This window comes from Streptomyces sp. NPDC014656 (genome assembly GCF_043084305.1).
Classification (GTDB): Bacteria; Actinomycetota; Actinomycetes; order Streptomycetales; family Streptomycetaceae; genus Streptomyces.
This window is the reverse complement of record NZ_JBIBZN010000002.1, coordinates 707,842-723,274: the sequence shown is the minus strand read 5'-3', so window position 1 is coordinate 723,274 and position 15,433 is coordinate 707,842. Positions and strand designations below refer to the sequence as shown.

Annotated in this window: 12 protein-coding genes; 6 read left to right on the top strand and 6 right to left on the bottom strand. The window is 74.8% G+C overall.

Features of this window, described 5'->3' with window-relative positions:
• Positions 1-142: 142 nt before the first annotated feature.
• A complete protein-coding gene (locus tag ACF1ED_RS07160; protein WP_391757390.1) occupies positions 143-1,510 on the bottom strand; it encodes a PspC domain-containing protein in 1,368 nt (455 codons plus the stop codon).
• Between the two features lie 157 nt (positions 1,511-1,667).
• On the opposite strand from ACF1ED_RS07160, the gene ACF1ED_RS07155 reads away from it, so the two are divergent.
• Entirely contained in the window at positions 1,668-2,933 is a 1,266-nt protein-coding gene (locus ACF1ED_RS07155; RefSeq protein ID WP_391757388.1) for a PspC domain-containing protein, read from the top strand.
• A complete protein-coding gene (locus tag ACF1ED_RS07150; RefSeq protein WP_391757386.1) occupies positions 2,930-3,661 on the top strand; it encodes a LuxR C-terminal-related transcriptional regulator in 732 nt (243 codons plus the stop codon). Before ACF1ED_RS07155 ends, ACF1ED_RS07150 begins: the two co-directional genes overlap by 4 nt.
• Before the next feature lie 48 nt (positions 3,662-3,709).
• Here the strand turns inward: ACF1ED_RS07150 and ACF1ED_RS07145 are convergent, their stop codons facing one another.
• Positions 3,710-4,846 (bottom strand): NlpC/P60 family protein, encoded by a 1,137-nt coding sequence (locus tag ACF1ED_RS07145; protein WP_391757384.1) that lies wholly within the window; start codon positions 4,844-4,846, stop codon positions 3,710-3,712.
• A gap of 345 nt (positions 4,847-5,191) precedes the next feature.
• On the opposite strand from ACF1ED_RS07145, the gene ACF1ED_RS07140 reads away from it, so the two are divergent.
• The gene (locus ACF1ED_RS07140) at positions 5,192-5,545 is read left to right on the top strand and encodes a hypothetical protein (RefSeq protein ID WP_391757382.1); all 354 of its coding nucleotides are present in this window, start codon (positions 5,192-5,194) and stop codon (positions 5,543-5,545) included.
• A gap of 124 nt (positions 5,546-5,669) precedes the next feature.
• On the top strand, positions 5,670-8,126 hold the full coding sequence (gene pcrA, locus ACF1ED_RS07135) for a DNA helicase PcrA (protein ID WP_391757380.1): 2,457 nt from the start codon (positions 5,670-5,672) through the stop codon (positions 8,124-8,126).
• A gap of 60 nt (positions 8,127-8,186) precedes the next feature.
• Here pcrA and ACF1ED_RS07130 read toward each other — a convergent pair whose 3' ends face one another.
• Together ACF1ED_RS07130 and ACF1ED_RS07125 are read right to left on the bottom strand one after the other, a co-directional pair.
• Complete coding sequence (locus ACF1ED_RS07130; RefSeq protein WP_391757378.1) at positions 8,187-9,767, bottom strand: peptidoglycan DD-metalloendopeptidase family protein; 1,581 nt, start codon at positions 9,765-9,767, stop codon at positions 8,187-8,189.
• Between the two features lie 242 nt (positions 9,768-10,009).
• Positions 10,010-10,831, bottom strand: a complete 822-nt coding sequence (locus tag ACF1ED_RS07125; protein ID WP_391757376.1) for an alpha/beta fold hydrolase — start codon at positions 10,829-10,831, stop codon at positions 10,010-10,012.
• Positions 10,832-11,135: 304 nt separating this feature from the next.
• On the opposite strand from ACF1ED_RS07125, the gene ACF1ED_RS07120 reads away from it, so the two are divergent.
• The gene (locus ACF1ED_RS07120) at positions 11,136-11,546 is read left to right on the top strand and encodes a cobalamin B12-binding domain-containing protein (protein ID WP_383465321.1); all 411 of its coding nucleotides are present in this window, start codon (positions 11,136-11,138) and stop codon (positions 11,544-11,546) included.
• 272 nt (positions 11,547-11,818) lie between these two features.
• On the opposite strand, the gene ACF1ED_RS07115 is transcribed toward ACF1ED_RS07120, so the two are convergent.
• Together ACF1ED_RS07115 and ACF1ED_RS07110 are read right to left on the bottom strand one after the other, a co-directional pair.
• On the bottom strand, positions 11,819-13,429 hold the full coding sequence (locus ACF1ED_RS07115) for a DUF5691 domain-containing protein (protein WP_391757374.1): 1,611 nt from the start codon (positions 13,427-13,429) through the stop codon (positions 11,819-11,821).
• A 45-nt stretch (positions 13,430-13,474) separates the two neighbouring features.
• Positions 13,475-14,785 (bottom strand): SWIM zinc finger family protein, encoded by a 1,311-nt coding sequence (locus ACF1ED_RS07110; RefSeq protein WP_391757372.1) that lies wholly within the window; start codon positions 14,783-14,785, stop codon positions 13,475-13,477.
• A gap of 169 nt (positions 14,786-14,954) precedes the next feature.
• Here ACF1ED_RS07110 and ACF1ED_RS07105 point away from each other — a divergent pair, with 169 nt between their 5' ends.
• Positions 14,955-15,368: an MmpS family transport accessory protein gene (locus tag ACF1ED_RS07105; protein ID WP_391757370.1), complete on the top strand. Its 414-nt coding sequence runs from the start codon at positions 14,955-14,957 to the stop codon at positions 15,366-15,368.
• Positions 15,369-15,433: the final 65 nt, after the last annotated feature.

Sequence of the window (15,433 nt, the reverse complement as noted above, 5' to 3'; positions counted from 1 at the left end):
CAGGCCGGCCACCCCCAGCCCCCCGCACATCACCGGGATCGCCAGCCACCACGGGACCGACCAGGCGCCGGCCAGCTCCCCGCCGTAGGCTCCGGCCAGGGTGAGCGAGGCCAGGCCGACCACCAGCCGGCCCGGACGGAACTCATGAAGCAGCACGGGTGACCTCCACCTGTCCAAGGCCGACCTCCAGCGAGAGGTCCAGCGTCCCCGCCGGGTCCGTCCCGGCGGTCGGGTTCAGCGTCCGCGTCTCGTCGCGGTCGGGAGCGACGTCGATGTCGTCGGGCGCCTGCCCGGGCAGCTGGAGGTCACCGAGCCCCACCTGGGCGTGGAGCCGCACCACCACGTCCTCGGGCACGACCACCTCCAGCTTCCCCGCGCCCACGTCGACCGCCGTCGACACCGTCGTCCCCTCCGGCACCGACAGCCGGGACAGATCCAGCGTCCCCACCCCCGCGCCGAGGTCGTACTGCGGCTGCACGGCGGCCACCGTGGGCGGCGTCCACGTCTGCCGCGTCCAGTCCGTGGTGATCTTGTCCGGCAGGGCGACCGCACCGACCAGCAGCGCCGCCGTCACCACCGCCTGGAAGATCGTGCCGAAGCCGGTGCGCCCCAGGAAACTGCTGACGACCAGTCCCAGGCCGAAGACCCCCAGCGCCGCCGCCAGACCCGTCGCCAGACTGGTGCCCAGCGGCTGCGACTCCCACGTCAGGGCCGTGCCCGTGACCGCGGCGGCGAACGCGAGGAGATGGACCAGACCGGCGATCGAGTACGGGCTGCGCCGCACCGACGGCTCCGGGCGCTCCGCGCCCGCCGGCGGAGCCCACTGGCTGCCGGGCCTCGGCACCTCGCCGCCGACCCTGCCCTCCGCGTCCACGATGCCGTGCGGCCCCCACAGGTAGCCGATGGCCACCTTGCCCGTCGACCCGTCCTTCACGATCGGGTCCCGCCACCACGAACTCATCTCTCTCTCGACGAAGGTCAGCGGCGGGGCCTTCGCCTCCGGCGGCACCGGGACCCGCCCGTGCGGGGCCTTCGGCTTCGCCTCCGGATCGGCCTCGGCCTCCCCCTCGGCCAGGGGCCGCCGCTGCGACCAGTGGGCGGCCCCCGCCGTCGCCAGCGACAGCAGCACCGCGAAGCCCAGCAGCGAGCCCGTGCGCAGCATCGACAGGAAGATGCCGCAGCCCACCAGCGCCATGAGTATCGCCGCGAGCGAGGCGCCGGACACCCGGCCGGTCAGCAGCCGCCGACCCTCGCTCTCCTCCTCGCCCGCGAGCGGGATCGCCAGCCACGCGAAGCCGTAGAACACCAGCCCGATGCCGCCGGTCACCGCCAGCACCGCCAGCACGATCCGGAAGATCACCGGATCCATGTCGAAGTACCGGCCGAGACCGCCGCAGACCCCGCCGACCACTCGGCTCGTGCGCGAGCGGCGCAGGGGAGCCGCGGAGGCGGCCTCGGCCGCCGGCGGGACCTCGTGCTGCGTGGGCTGCGAAGGCGTCGAACTCGTCATGGGTCCATGGTGACCGCCCGTGCCCCCCGGACGGCACCGGGAACGACCCTGGCACGACCCTGATATTCGGGGGCGTCACGACCCCGAGGCGATCCCGGGGTCGATCTCAGGGCCCACCCTGATGCCCCGGGAAGGCCGGGCGTGTGACGATCGGTGCATGTCCGCAACCGCTCGTGTCACCGACATCGACGAACCGCCCGTGCGCAGGCTCTACCGGAGCGCCGACGGCCGGTGGCTCGGCGGTGTCGCGCGCGGTCTCGCCGGACACCTCGGGCTGCCCGTCGCCTGGGTGCGCGCCGTCTTCGCGGTGCTCGTCCTCACCGAGGGCCTCGGGCTGCTGCTCTACGCGGTCTTCTGGATCGTCGTCCCGCTCGGCGTCGGCGGCCGGGCCGAGCCCCGCCCCGTCTTCGAGACCACCGAGGACGGCCGCCGCCGGCTCCGCAAGCCCGACCGCGGCCAGATCCTCGCCCTCATCGCCCTCGCGATCGGCGCCGCGATCTTCATCGCGAACCTGCGGATCGACGGCGAGACGGGCCGGTACGTGTGGCCGTCCCTGCTCATCGGCGTCGGTGTCGTCCTGGTGTGGCGGCAGGCCGACAACGCCCGCGCCGAGACCTGGAAGGGCCGGACGGTCAAGCACGGTCGCGGTTTCCACCTCGTGCGGGGGCTCGTCGGCGTGGCCCTGGTCGGCACCGGCCTCGCCGTCTTCGTGGTCGTGCGCGGCTCCATCGCCCAGATCGGCACCGCGCTGACCGCCGCCGTCGCCGTCCTCACCGGCATAGCGCTGCTCGCCGGCCCCTGGCTGATACGCATGTCGCAGGACCTCACCGCCGAGCGGACCCTGCGCATCCGCGCGCAGGAGCGGGCCGAGGTCGCCGCCCACGTCCACGACTCCGTGCTGCACACCCTCACCCTGATCCAGCGCAACGCCGACGACCCCGGCGAGGTCCGCCGCCTCGCCCGCGCCCAGGAGCGGGAGCTGCGGAACTGGCTCTACAAGCCGGAGGGCACCGGCAGGGACGAGGAACCGGAGACCCTCGCCGAGGCGGTGAAGCGGTCCGCCGCCGAGGTCGAGGACAAGCACGGTGTGCCGCTGGAGGTCGTCGTCGTCGGCGACTGCCCGCTCGACGAGAAGCTGACCGCGCAGATGCAGGCCGCGCGCGAGGCGATGGTCAACGCCGCGAAGTACGGTGGCGAGGGCGGCGCGGTGCAGGTGTACGCCGAGGTGGAGGGGCGCACGGTGTTCGTGTCGGTGCGCGACCGCGGTCCCGGATTCGACCTGGACGAGGTCCCCGAGGACAGAATGGGCGTACGAGAATCGATCATCGGCCGGATGCAGCGCAACGGCGGTACGGCCCGCCTGCGGGCGGTGCCGGGCGGGGGCACGGAAGTCGAGCTGGAGATGGAGAGGGCGGACGGATGAGCGACGAGACCGGGGCGACGACCGGAGCCGACGGGGAGACCGGGCCGGGTGCGGCGGGCGGCGCCGGGCGGCGGGTGCGGGTCGTCCTCGTCGACGACCACCGCATGTTCCGCACCGGAGTGCAGGCGGAGATCGGGCGGACCGACATCACCGGGGTCGAGGTCGTCGGCGAGGCCGCCGACGTCGACCAGGCCGTCACCGTGATCACCGCCACCAGACCGGAGGTCGTCCTCCTCGACGTCCACCTGCCCGGCGGCGGCGGGGTCGAGGTGCTGCGCCGCTGTGCCGGGCTGATGTCCGCCGCCGAGGATCCGGTCCGCTTCCTCGCGCTCTCCGTCTCGGACGCGGCGGAGGACGTGATCGGCGTGATCCGGGGCGGCGCCCGCGGCTACGTCACCAAGACGATCACCGGCACCGACCTGGTGGACTCGGTCTTCCGGGTCCAGGAGGGCGACGCCGTCTTCTCCCCGCGCCTCGCGGGCTTCGTCCTGGACGCCTTCGCCTCCACCGACGCGCCCCCGGTGGACGAGGACCTGGACCGGCTGACCCAGCGGGAGCGGGAGGTGCTCCGGCTGATCGCCCGCGGCTACGCGTACAAGGAGGTCGCCAAGCAGCTCTACATCTCGGTGAAGACCGTCGAGTCGCACGTCTCCGCGGTGCTCCGCAAGCTCCAGCTCTCCAACCGGCACGAGCTGACGCGCTGGGCGACCGCCCGCCGCCTGGTCTGAGCCCCGGGCCGCCACGGGCCGCCCCGGGCCGCTCGGGGCCGCAGGGCCTCAGGCGACCCGGGTCGCGCCCGCGAAGGGCATCTCGTCGATCGGCGCGATCCGGATGGGGGCGCCCGGCCGGGGCGCGTGGATCATCTGGCCGCCGCCGATGTAGAGGCCCACGTGGCTGATGCCCGAGTAGAAGAAGACCAGGTCGCCCGGGGCCAGTTCGGAGCGGGAAACCCGGCGCCCGGCGTTGATCTGGGTGTACGTGGTGCGCGGCAGGGACACCCCGGCGGCGCGCCAGGCGGCCTGGGTGAGCCCGGAGCAGTCGTAGGCGGAGGGGCCGGTGGCGCCCCAGACGTACGGCTTGCCGAGCTGGGCGCGGGCGAAGGAGACGGCGGCCGAGGCCCGGCCGGTGGGGGCGGACACCGGGACCCGGTCGCCGGAGGAGCGGTCGGCCCGGGCCGGGGTGCCGCCCGCGGCGGTGGCATCGGCCGCGGTGGGCCCGGTGGTGCCGGGGCGGGCCGTGGAGCCGGGCGCGGGCGCCGTGCGGGCGGCGACGGCCGCCTCGTACCGGGCCCGCTCCTCGGCGGTGAGCCGGGCCAGGAGTTCGCGGGCGGCGGCGAGCTTGCCGAGGACGGCGGCCTTCTGGCGCCGCAGCTCGGCCTCGTGGCCGCGCAGGGCGGTGAGCCGGCCGGCGGACTCGGCGCGCAGCTGGGCGAGGCCCGCGAGCTCCCGGCGCACGGCGGTGATGGCGGTGGCCTGCCGGTCGCCGGCCTTCTCGGCGAGGGCGGCCCGCTCCAGGTACTCGTCCGGGTTCGAGGTGAGGGCCAGCTGGACGGCCGGGTCGAGTCCGCCGGAGCGGTACTGGGCCGCGGCGACGGCGCCGAGGCTCCGGCGGGCGGTGTTCAGCCGCTCGGTGCGGCGGGCGGCCTCGTCGCGCAGCCGGTCGTAGGAGGCGCGGGCGGCGTCGGCCTGTTCCTTCGCGCCGTTGTACCGCTCGGTTGCCGCCTCGGCCTCCTGGTAGAGCCGGTCGACCTCGGGCCTGACCTGGGCGGCGGTGCGGCCGGGCGGGGCCGGGTCCGCGTGCCCCGAGCCCTCGAAGAGGGTCGTGCCGGCCGCGGAGACCAGGGCGAGCGTGGCGGCCGTGCGGGCCGCGGGGCGGCCGAGCGACGACGGCCGGGGTTTTCGGTGAGCTGCCACGAGGGCGGGTCACATCCTCTCCCTGTGGGGGACGGTGCCGGCCGGGGCCGACGGCGGACCGCACAGGGGAGACGGGCCGCCGCCGGGGTTCTCCGGCGGGGGCGGCCGGCACCGCCGGGTGGTCCGGCGGGGTGGGGAGCCGGCCACCTGGGGCAGGACGCTAGACCCGGGGGTCACGCCCCGGCGGCGGTTTGACCGCTATTGACGCCGGATGACCCTCCGGGACCGTTCCCTTTCGCCGCCCGGGGCGGTCGGCGAAGGATTCCGTGGAGCGGACGACCGAAGCGGGGGAGTGGGTGGACCCGGCCGGGGAGCGGTGCTAGGGGCCCGGTTAGGCTCCGCCCCATGGACGTCCTCATCAATGTCTTCGTCGCCCTGCACATCATCGGCATCGCCTCCCTCCTGGGCGGTTTCCTCACCCAGATGAAGGCGATCGGGGCCGGCACGGCCCGCTTCAACCCCGCCATGCTGCACGGCGCGCTGACCATGCTGGTCACCGGCGTCGCGCTCGTCGGCCTCAACCAGGCCGACGACCAGACGGTCAACAACATCAAGATCGGCATCAAGCTGCTGATCCTCGTGGTGATCCTGGGCATCGTCTACGTCAAGCGCGACGAGGAGACCGTCGACAAGGGCCTCTTCGGCGCCGTCGGCGGCCTGACCACGGCGAACATCTTCATCGCGACCCTCTGGGTGTGAGGCGCGGCCCCGGGCCCGGCACCGCCGCGGGGGCCGGGGTGGGGCCCGGGGTGGGGGCCGTCACGCCGGCGACCTGACGAAGGCGGGGCCGGATGTCGGTGCGGCGTCCTAGACTCGTGAGGCGATGAGCAGCCTCTTTGACGACAGTTTCCTGGCCGGCCTCCAGTCCCACGCCCCGGAGGAGGCCCCGCCCCCGCCCGAGGACGACGAGCACGGCGCCCCGGCCGCGGAGGACGTCCCGCACGACCTGTTCGGGGAGCACTTCGACGCGCCCCCGCCCCGGGACCCGTACTACCGCGACGGTGCCCACCGCCCCGCCGTGGACCCGGCCGCCCTGCTGGACGGGCTGAACGAGCAGCAGCGCGCCGCCGTCGTCCACACCGGCACCCCGCTGCTCATCGTGGCCGGCGCCGGTTCCGGCAAGACCCGGGTCCTCACCCACCGCATCGCCCACCTGCTGGGCACGCGGCACGTGCACCCCGGCCAGATACTGGCGATCACCTTCACCAACAAGGCCGCCGGCGAGATGAAGGAGCGCGTCGAGCAGCTCGTCGGCCCGCGGGCGAACGCGATGTGGGTCATGACCTTCCACAGCGCCTGCGTCCGCATCCTGCGCCGCGAGTCGAAGCGGCTCGGCTTCACCTCGTCCTTCTCGATCTACGACGCCGCCGACTCCAAGCGCCTGATGGCGCTGGTCTGCCGCGACCTGGACCTCGACCCGAAGAAGTTCCCGCCGAAGTCCTTCAGCGCCAAGATCTCCAACCTGAAGAACGAGCTGATCGACGAGGAGTCCTTCGCCGACCAGGCCGCCGACGGCTTCGAGAAGACCCTCGCCGAGGCCTACCGGATGTACCAGGCGCGCCTGCGCGAGGCGAACGCGCTGGACTTCGACGACATCATCATGACGACGGTCCACCTGCTCCAGGCCTTCCCGGACGTCGCCGAGCACTACCGCCGCCGCTTCCGGCACGTCCTCGTCGACGAGTACCAGGACACCAACCACGCCCAGTACACCCTGGTGCGCGAGCTGGTCGGCACCGGTTACGAGGACCTCGGCCCGGCCGAGCTGTGCGTCGTCGGCGACGCCGACCAGTCGATCTACGCCTTCCGCGGCGCGACCATCCGCAACATCCTCCAGTTCGAGGAGGACTACCCGGACGCGACGACGATCCTCCTGGAGCAGAACTACCGCTCCACCCAGACGATCCTCTCCGCCGCCAACGCGGTCATCGAGCGCAACGAGTCGCGCCGCCCCAAGAACCTGTGGACCAACGCCGGCGCCGGCGCCCAGATCACCGGCTACGTCGCGGACACCGAGCACGACGAGGCGCAGTTCGTCGCCGACGAGATCGACCGGCTCACCGACAAGGGCGACGCGAAGGCCGGAGACGTCGCCGTCTTCTACCGGACCAACGCGCAGTCCCGCGTCTTCGAGGAGATCTTCATCCGCGTCGGACTGCCCTACAAGGTCGTCGGCGGCGTGCGCTTCTACGAGCGCAAGGAGGTCCGGGACGTACTCGCCTACCTGCGCGTCCTCGCCAACCCCGAGGACAACGTGCCGCTGCGCCGGATCCTCAACGTGCCCAAGCGCGGCATCGGCGAGCGCGCCGAGGCGATGATCGACGCCCTCTCTCTCCGCGAGAAGATCACCTTCCCGCAGGCCCTCAAGCGGGTCGACGAGGCCTACGGCATGGCCGCCCGCTCGGCCAACGCCGTGAAGCGGTTCAACACCCTCATGGACGAGCTGCGCACCGTCGCCGAGTCCGGCGCGGGCCCCGCCGTCGTCCTGGAGGCCGTCCTGGAGCGCACCGGCTATCTGGCCGAGCTCCAGGCGTCCACCGACCCGCAGGACGAGACCCGGATCGAGAACCTCCAGGAACTCGCCGCCGTGGCCCTGGAGTTCGAGCAGGAGCGCGGGGAGGAGGAAGGGGCGGGGACCCTCTCCGAGTTCCTGGAGAAGGTCGCGCTCGTCGCCGACTCGGACCAGATCCCGGACGAGGACGAGGAGGGTTCCGGCGTCATCACGCTGATGACCCTGCACACCGCGAAGGGCCTGGAGTTCCCGGTGGTCTTCCTCACCGGCATGGAGGACGGCGTCTTCCCGCACATGCGCGCCCTCGGCCAGACCAAGGAGCTGGAGGAGGAGCGGCGCCTGGCGTACGTGGGCATCACCCGCGCCCGCGAGCGGCTCTACCTCACGCGCTCGTCGATGCGCAGCGCCTGGGGCCAGCCCTCGTACAACCCGGCCTCCCGCTTCCTGGAGGAGATCCCGTCGGCGTACCTGGAGTGGAAGCGGACGGGGCCGGTGGCGAAGCCCGCCGGGCCGACCTCGGGGATCGCCGCCTCGCTGTCCTCGTCCCGGGGCCGCTCCGGCCCGTCCGGTTTCGCGACCGGCCGCGCGGGCACGGAGAAGCCGGTGGTCGCGCTGACGGTCGGCGACCGGGTCACCCACGACCAGTTCGGTCTGGGCACGGTCGTGGCGGTGACGGGCGCGGGCTCCGACGCCCAGGCCACGATCGACTTCGGCGACGAGAAGCCCAAGCGGCTGCTGCTGCGGTACGCGCCGGTCGAGAAGCTGTAGACGGGTGTGCCGAGAGGGCCCGGTCCGACGGACCGGGCCCTCTCGGCACATCGGGGGGCGTCAGCTGGTGGGGTCGAGGCCCTTGCTGCGCAGCCAGGTCAGCGGGTCGATCGCGGAGCCGCCGCCGGGCCGGACCTCGAAGTGGAGGTGCGGGCCGGTGGAGTTGCCGGAGTTGCCGGAGTAGGCGATGACGTCGCCGGCCTTGACCTGACCCCAGCGGATCTTGGTGCTGCTGAGGTGGCAGTACCAGGTCTCGGTGCCGTCGGCGGCGGTCACGATCGCCATGTTGCCGTAGGCGGGGTTCCACTGGGTGCGGACGGTGCCGTCGGTCGCGGCCATGACGGGGGTGCCGTACTGCACGGGGAAGTCGATGCCGGTGTGCACCGACATCCAGTTGACGCCGGACTGGCCGAAGCGGGCGCTGAGCTGGTGCAGCTTCACCGGAAGCATGAACTTGGGGCGCATCGCCTCCTTGCGGGCGGCCTCCTCCTCGCGCTTCTTCTTGTCGGCGGCCTGGCGGGCCTTGAGGTCGATGCGTTCCTGGGTGCGGCTGGCGCGGTCGCCGAAGTCGCGGACGTCGGCGTCCAGGGCGCTGAGCTGGGTGTCGAGCGCGCTGTTGGCCGCGATCTGCTGTACGGCGGCCGGGTCGGCGGCGGCGAGCGCGGTGGTCTCCTTCTGCTTCGGAGCCTCGCCGCCGGTGCCGGTGAGGCCGCTGACGGAGGCGGCCGCGATGCCGGCGACGCCCATGACGCAGGCGGAGGGGACGGCGACGGTCAGCAGGGCGGAGCGCTTGGCGGGGGTGCGCCGCCGGGAGCGGCTGCCGCCGGAGGAGCGGCGTACGGGACGGGCGCCGGCGGCGGCGTCGGTACGGACCTCGGCGACGGGGGCGGGGGCATCGGACGCGCCGCCCTCGTCGGCGGGGTCGGCGTGGCCCTCGTGGCCCTCATGACCCTCGTGCCCGGGAGCGTCGTACGCGGCCGGGTCGTACGTCTCGGGGTCGTACGCCGCTTCGGGTTCCTTGGCCGGGTCGTAGGCGAAGGCGAACTCGGCGGTCTGGTCGGCGTGTTCGGCCTGGGGGGCGTACTGCTGGGGGACGACCGGCTCGGCCGGGTCGGCCGCCTGGTTCCAGGCGGTGGCGTCGTAGGTGCCGGTGTCGGTCGCGAAGGCGGGGGCGGCCCACTGGCCGGTCGCGTCGTACGCCTCGTGGCCGTACGCGCCCTGCGCCGCGTAGGCGCCGGAGTGCAGGGTCTCGTACTGGCCGGTGTGCTGGGCCTCGGTCCAGGCGGAGGCGTCCCACTGGCCGGTCGTGTCGTACGCCTCGGCCTGCCCGTACGGCGTGCTCGTCGCGTAGGCGTCGGTGGCGGTGGCGTCCGTGGCGGCGGTCCACTGGCCGGTGGTGTCCCACTGGCCCGTCGTCCCGTGGCTCTCCGTGCCGCCCGCCGTGGTGCTCCAGGCGCCCGTCTCGTACGCGCCGGTCGTGTCGTACGTACCGGTGGCGGCGTACTGGCCGAGGTCCCACTGGCCGCTGTGACCGGCCTGGCCGGGGTCGGACCAGGTCCCGAAGAGCGGGTCGGTCGCGAAACCGCCGGAGGTGTGGGCGCCGTCTCCGGCGTACCCGGCGTGGGGGTGCTGGTCGTTCACCAACGTCTCTCTCGCCTCGGCAGCAGGACCAGTCCGGGGCGGGCCCGACAGGGGTGTCCCGGGGGGAAGCAGTGGCGCGACTGTACCCGGCGGTACGCGGGGCCGACAATCTTCCAGGGGGTTCGAGGGCGCAGGAAACGGGCAATCGGCTGTGTTTCGCCAGCTCGTGCACAGACCTTTGGCCTTGTGTTCGATCGGTGTTCGAAGAGCGGTGTCGGGGGTGTCGCCGCGACGCGGCGAGTTCAGGCCACCGAGGCCGTTCCCTCGCCCTCCGTCCCCTCGTCCGCCGTGCCCCCGGCCGCCGTCTCCCCGGCCCCCTCGGCGTCGAGGGCCGCCACGATCCCCGCCGCGACCGTCGGGTGCACCGGCAGGGCGAGGTGGCCGATGCCGCTCACCCGCACGTTGTGCACCAGGAGGTCGGGGTGGTCGAGGCGGGCCGTCTCCGCCGGCACCATGATCTGGTCCAGGTCGCTCCAGAAGCTCACGAACCGGGTCCGGCAGCCCGGAGCCGGAGCGGCCAGCTCCCGCAGCACCTCCGAGCCCGGCCGCATCTGCCGGACCAGCGGGTGTGCGTCGGCCAGCCGCGCCACGGCCGTGCCCGCGTGCGGGGTGCCGAGGGTGACCAGCGTCCGCACCCGTTCGTCACCGCCCAGTCGCTGCACGTAGTAACGGGCGATCAGGCCGCCCAGGCTGTGGCCCACCAGGTCCACCTCGGTCCGGCCCGTGCGCTCCAGGACCGCCTCGATCCGCCGGCCCAGCGCGCCGGCGGCGGTCCGCAGGTCGCAGGTGAGCGGCGAGTAGTTCAGGGAGGAGACCCGGTCACGGCCGTGCCGGGCGAGCGTGCGGCGCAGCAGGAGGAAGACGGAGCGGTTGTCGACGAAGCCGTGCAGGAGCACGACCGGGCGCCCGGCCCCGCCGGTGAGCGGCACGGGGGCGCCGCCGCCGTCCGCGGGGGCGAGCCGCTCGGAGACGATCCCGGAGGGATAGAGGACGAGGCGGCCGGTGAGGATCGCGGCCTCGAGAGTGGTGGCCCTCAGCAGGGCGGTGACCTTGGTCAGCTCCATCGCCGACCTCCCTCCCCCAGCGCGTGGGGCCGGGCGGTACGCCGGGACGCCGGGGCTCCGCGCCGCACGGACGGCGGCACGGAACTCCGGCGACCGGCGTCGCGGCTCCTTTCGCGACCGGCCCCGCGGGCGGCTGGAGGGCCCAGGAGGGGGGCCCGGAGCGGGGTAGGCCGCGGAACGAACGTGTCCCACGTGTGATTTCCCCCTCGCCGGGCACCGCGAAACGGCCCGTTGCGGGATGCTGTCGATAACGTTCGTTCACCTCCCCGGCACAGACGCGCGGGGGTCGCATGTGGAGGCAGTGATGGGTGTGACCGGTCCGATCCGCGTGGTCGTCGCCAAGCCGGGTCTCGACGGCCACGATCGTGGGGCCAAGGTCATCGCGCGGGCCCTGCGCGACGCCGGCATGGAGGTGATCTACACCGGGCTGCACCAGACGCCCGAGCAGATCGTCGACACCGCGATCCAGGAGGATGCCGACGCGATCGGCCTCTCGATCCTCTCGGGCGCGCACAACACGCTCTTCGTCAAGGTCATCGAGCTCCTCAAGGAGCGCGACGCGGAGGACATCAAGGTCTTCGGCGGCGGCATCATCCCCGACGCGGACATCCCGCCGCTGAAGGAGAAGGGTGTCGCGGAGATCTTCACGCCGGGCGCGACGACCGCGTCGATCGTCGACTGGGTCAACGCGAACGTCCGCGTGGCGGCTGCCTGACGGCCGCTCGGACCCGCCCGCGCCGACGGCCGGGAGCCCCCTCCGACGGGCTCCCGGCCGTCGGCGCGTGGCCGGGTGCGGCGTGCACGCGCGCGTACGTGCGGGCCGAGTGCGCGGGCTTACGGGCCGGGCTTACGGGCTTACGGGCTTACGGGTCCGAGCGTGCGGGCGTACGGCAGCCGGCACGAGCGCGTACGAGGCCCGCACGCGCGCGTACAGGCCGAGGGCCGCGCCCGTATCAAGGACCCAGCACGCGCGCGTACAGAGGCGGGTCAGGTCGGCGTCCCCGGTGGGGCCCCGTCCAGTTCGGCGCGCATCCGGGCGCGCAGGTCCAGCGTGGCCGCCAGGCGCTGGAAGGCCTCGGACCAGTAGGCGCCCGCGCCCGGCGAGGTGTCCTCGGCCTCCGGCACCGCCGCCGGTGAGGCCAGCCGCCGGGCCGCCGCGGGGGAGAGGCAGCGCTCCGCGAGCCCCATCACCCCGCTGAAGCTCCACGGGTAGCTGCCCGCGTCCCGGGCGATGTCCAGGGCGTCGATCACCGCCGCCCCCAGCGGCTCCGCCCACGGCACCGCGCACACCCCGAGCAGCTGGAACGCCTCCGACAGCCCGTGCGCCGCCACGAAGTCCGCCACCCACCGGGCCCGCTCCGCCGGGTCCAGCGTCGACAGCAGCTGCGCCCGCTCGGCCAGCGACGAGGTGCCGGGACCCGACGCCGGGGGCACCGACGGCGCGCCGAGCAGCGCCCGCGACCAGACCGCGTCCCGCTGCCGCACCGCCGCCCGGCACCAGGCCGCGTGCAGCTCGGGCTGCCAGTCGTCGGCCACCGGGAGGGCCACGATCTCCTCCGGCGAGCGCCCGCCGAAGCGGGCCGGCCAGCAGGACAGCGGCGCCGCCTCCACCAGCTGCCCCAGCCACCAGGACCGCTCGCCCCGCCCTGACGGCGGCACCGCGGCCACGCCGTCCCGCCGCATGTCCTCGTCGCACTCGTGCGGGGCCTCCACGACGACCGTCGGCACGGCCGCCGTCCGGTCCAGGCCCACGCAGGTGACCGCCCGGCCCGCCATGCGGCCCGCGAAGGCCGAGCCGGGCAGCGCGGAGAGCAGCTCGGCGGCCGTCGCCCGGACGTTGCGGCTGCGGTCGGCGAGGGCCGCCTCCAGGAACTCCTCGTCCGCCGCCGACAGTCCGGCGCGCAGCGAGTCCAGGAACATCAGCCGGTCCTCGGCCCGCTCCCCTTCCCAGGTGGCCGCGAGCAGCGCCCGTCCGGCGGCCGGGTCCTTCGCCCGTACGGCTCCGAGCAGCGCGACCCGCTCGGCGAACAGCCCCTCCTCCCACAGCTCCCGCACCCCGCGGGCGTCCCCGGGATCCGGCAGGGTGCCGCCCGCGCCGCCGCCCCGCAGGGCGAACCGCCAGTCCGGGTTGAGCCGGGCCAGCCACAGCCCGCGCGGCCCGGCCAGGGCCAGCGCCCGGGGCCGCAGATCGGTGCGGGCCCTGGCCGCGTCGAGCAGCGCGGGCAGCGAGGCGGCCGGCGCCTTGTAGCCGCGCTCGTCGGCCATCGCCAGCCACTGCGGCAGCAGTTCGACGAGGTCCGGCGCGGTGCCCCGCCGGCCGCCCGCCGGGGCGGGCGCGGCCCGTCCGGCCAGCAGGCCGTCGAGCCGGCGCCGGGCCGCGGGCGGCAGTTCGGGGCGGGGATCCTCCGGCGCCGGCCCGGGCGGTACGGCGGCGGGCCCGGGCCGCAGCCCCGCGCGCCGACGCAGCGTCAGCCGGGCGGCGGCGTCCAGCAGTTCTCCGGCGGCCGCGGCCCCCCGGGTCCCCGCCGGCGGCCGCCGGTCGGTCCCCAGCAGCGCCGCGCTCACCAGTGCCTCCCACGCCGCCTCGGTCACTGTCACGTCTCCTCCTTGGTCATGGTCCCGGATCCCCTCCGGCGGGGGCGGTCACAGCAGCGGCACCGTTTCCGCCGGGGCGTCCGGGGACCAGGCGGCCAGCGGGGTGAAGCCGCGGTGGCCGCACTCGCCGAAGACCGTGACGGGGGCGCCGCCCGACAGGGCGAGGAGCCGCCACAGGCCGGGACGGGAGCGGTCGCCGCCGGTCAGCGGCAGGGCCTCGCGGCCGTCGGCGTCGGCGAGCTGCCAGCCGTACTCCGCCCGCGCCGGCACCACCCGGGCGAGCGTCACCGGCCAGGAGTCCAGCCACGGGTCCTCCCGCAGCGCCCGCCCGTAGGCGTCCAGCGCCGCCCCCACCGGCCCGCCGGGCGGCGGCGCGGCCGGGCCGGGGACCGGGACCAGCTCGCCGGGGTCCGCGCGCAGCTGCCCCGCGCCCGCGTGCGGGGTCAGCTCGCCGTCCACCACGGCGCCGACCGGCAGCGACAGGGCGGGCGCCCGGCCCGCCGCGCCGAAGGAGAGCAGCAGGGCCGTACGGCCGCCGTCCGCGCCGTACAGCCAGATGCGACGGGTCGTCAGCCGGCCGTCCCCCGTGTCGTACCGGGCGAGGACCAGCCACCGGTCCCGCACCGGCGTGCCGGCCGCGGCGGACGGGATCCCGACCCGGGTCCGCACCGTCGCCGCGAGCGGGGCGGGCAGCCGGTCGGCGGCCAGCCAGGCGCGGTCGAGGAGATGGGTGAGCGCGCACTCCTCCAGCAGCCGCACCGGCCAGCCCGGCCCCGAGGCCGGTATCGCGCCCAGCTCGCGGACCCGGCCCGCGAGCCCGGGCGCCTGCGCGTCGACCATGCGGGCCGCGGTCTCCTCCCAGGAGCCGTACCCCTGCCGGCCGGCCACGGCCAGTCCGCCGCGCACCAGGTCCGCGAGCCGCCGCTCCAGCTCCTCGGCGCCCGCCGTCACCCGGGCCGCCCGGCGCTCGGCCCGCCGCCGGGCGGCCTCCGGATCGGCCGGGGCCCCCACCGCGCCCCCCTGCGCCCGCACCGGGCGCGCGGCCCAGCCGGGCGGCTCCGCCCCGTCCGGTACGGCCGCCTCGTCGGCCGCCCGCAGCAGCAGCAGTCCGAGCGCGTGCTCGCAGGGGGTCTTGCGGCTGGGACAGGTGCACGCGTACGCGAGGCCGCGCACGTCCACGACCGTGCGGTACGGCGTGCGGCCGCCGTCCTCGCACCGCCCCCAGACGACCCCGTCGGCGGCGCCCGTGCCGCTCCACGGCCCGGCCGTCCCGAGCGCGCTCCCCGCTCTGCGCGACGCCTCGTCAGGAGCCAGTGCCAGCACCTGCTCGGCCGTCCCGCGCACCCCCGTGTCATTCATGTACCTGACGGTATTATCCGCCACTGACAGCGCAGTTGACCTGCGGGTTCGCTTCCGGCGGCGGCCCCGGCGGCACGACTGCTTTACCCATCCTTTACGGTGCTGTGCGGGCTCGCGCGAACCAGCGCGCGACCCTGGAACCGCACTACCGTGCAGGGGGAGTACCACCATGAACCGCACCGTCCGCACCGCCGTCTCGGCCCTCGCCGTCACCGGCCTCGCGTTCGGGTTCGGAGCCTGTTCCGAAGCGGCCGACAAGGCCGCCGACCAGGTCGACAAGGCCGTCGCCGAGAGCTACGAGGTGACCTACGAAGTCACCGGCACGGCCGTGGAGTCGATCGAGTACCACGCCGGCGACGGCACCGCGATGCAGCCGCAGGTCGAGAGCGACAAGAAGCCCGCCCTGCCGTGGACCAGGACCGTGAAGCTGCACGGCATCATGCCGCCCGCCGTCATGCCCGTCTCCACCGAGCCCGCCGACCTCACCTGCAAGGTCGTCTACCAGGGCAAGGTCATCAAGGAGGCCAAGGGCGAGCAGGCGATGTCCGGCGGCTGCGTCGCCGTCTCCCCGGTCTTCAACTGACCGTCCCCACCCCCCGATTGCGCCCCTGAACTGCGACGGAAGTCGATTGTCAGTGGCGTGGTGCA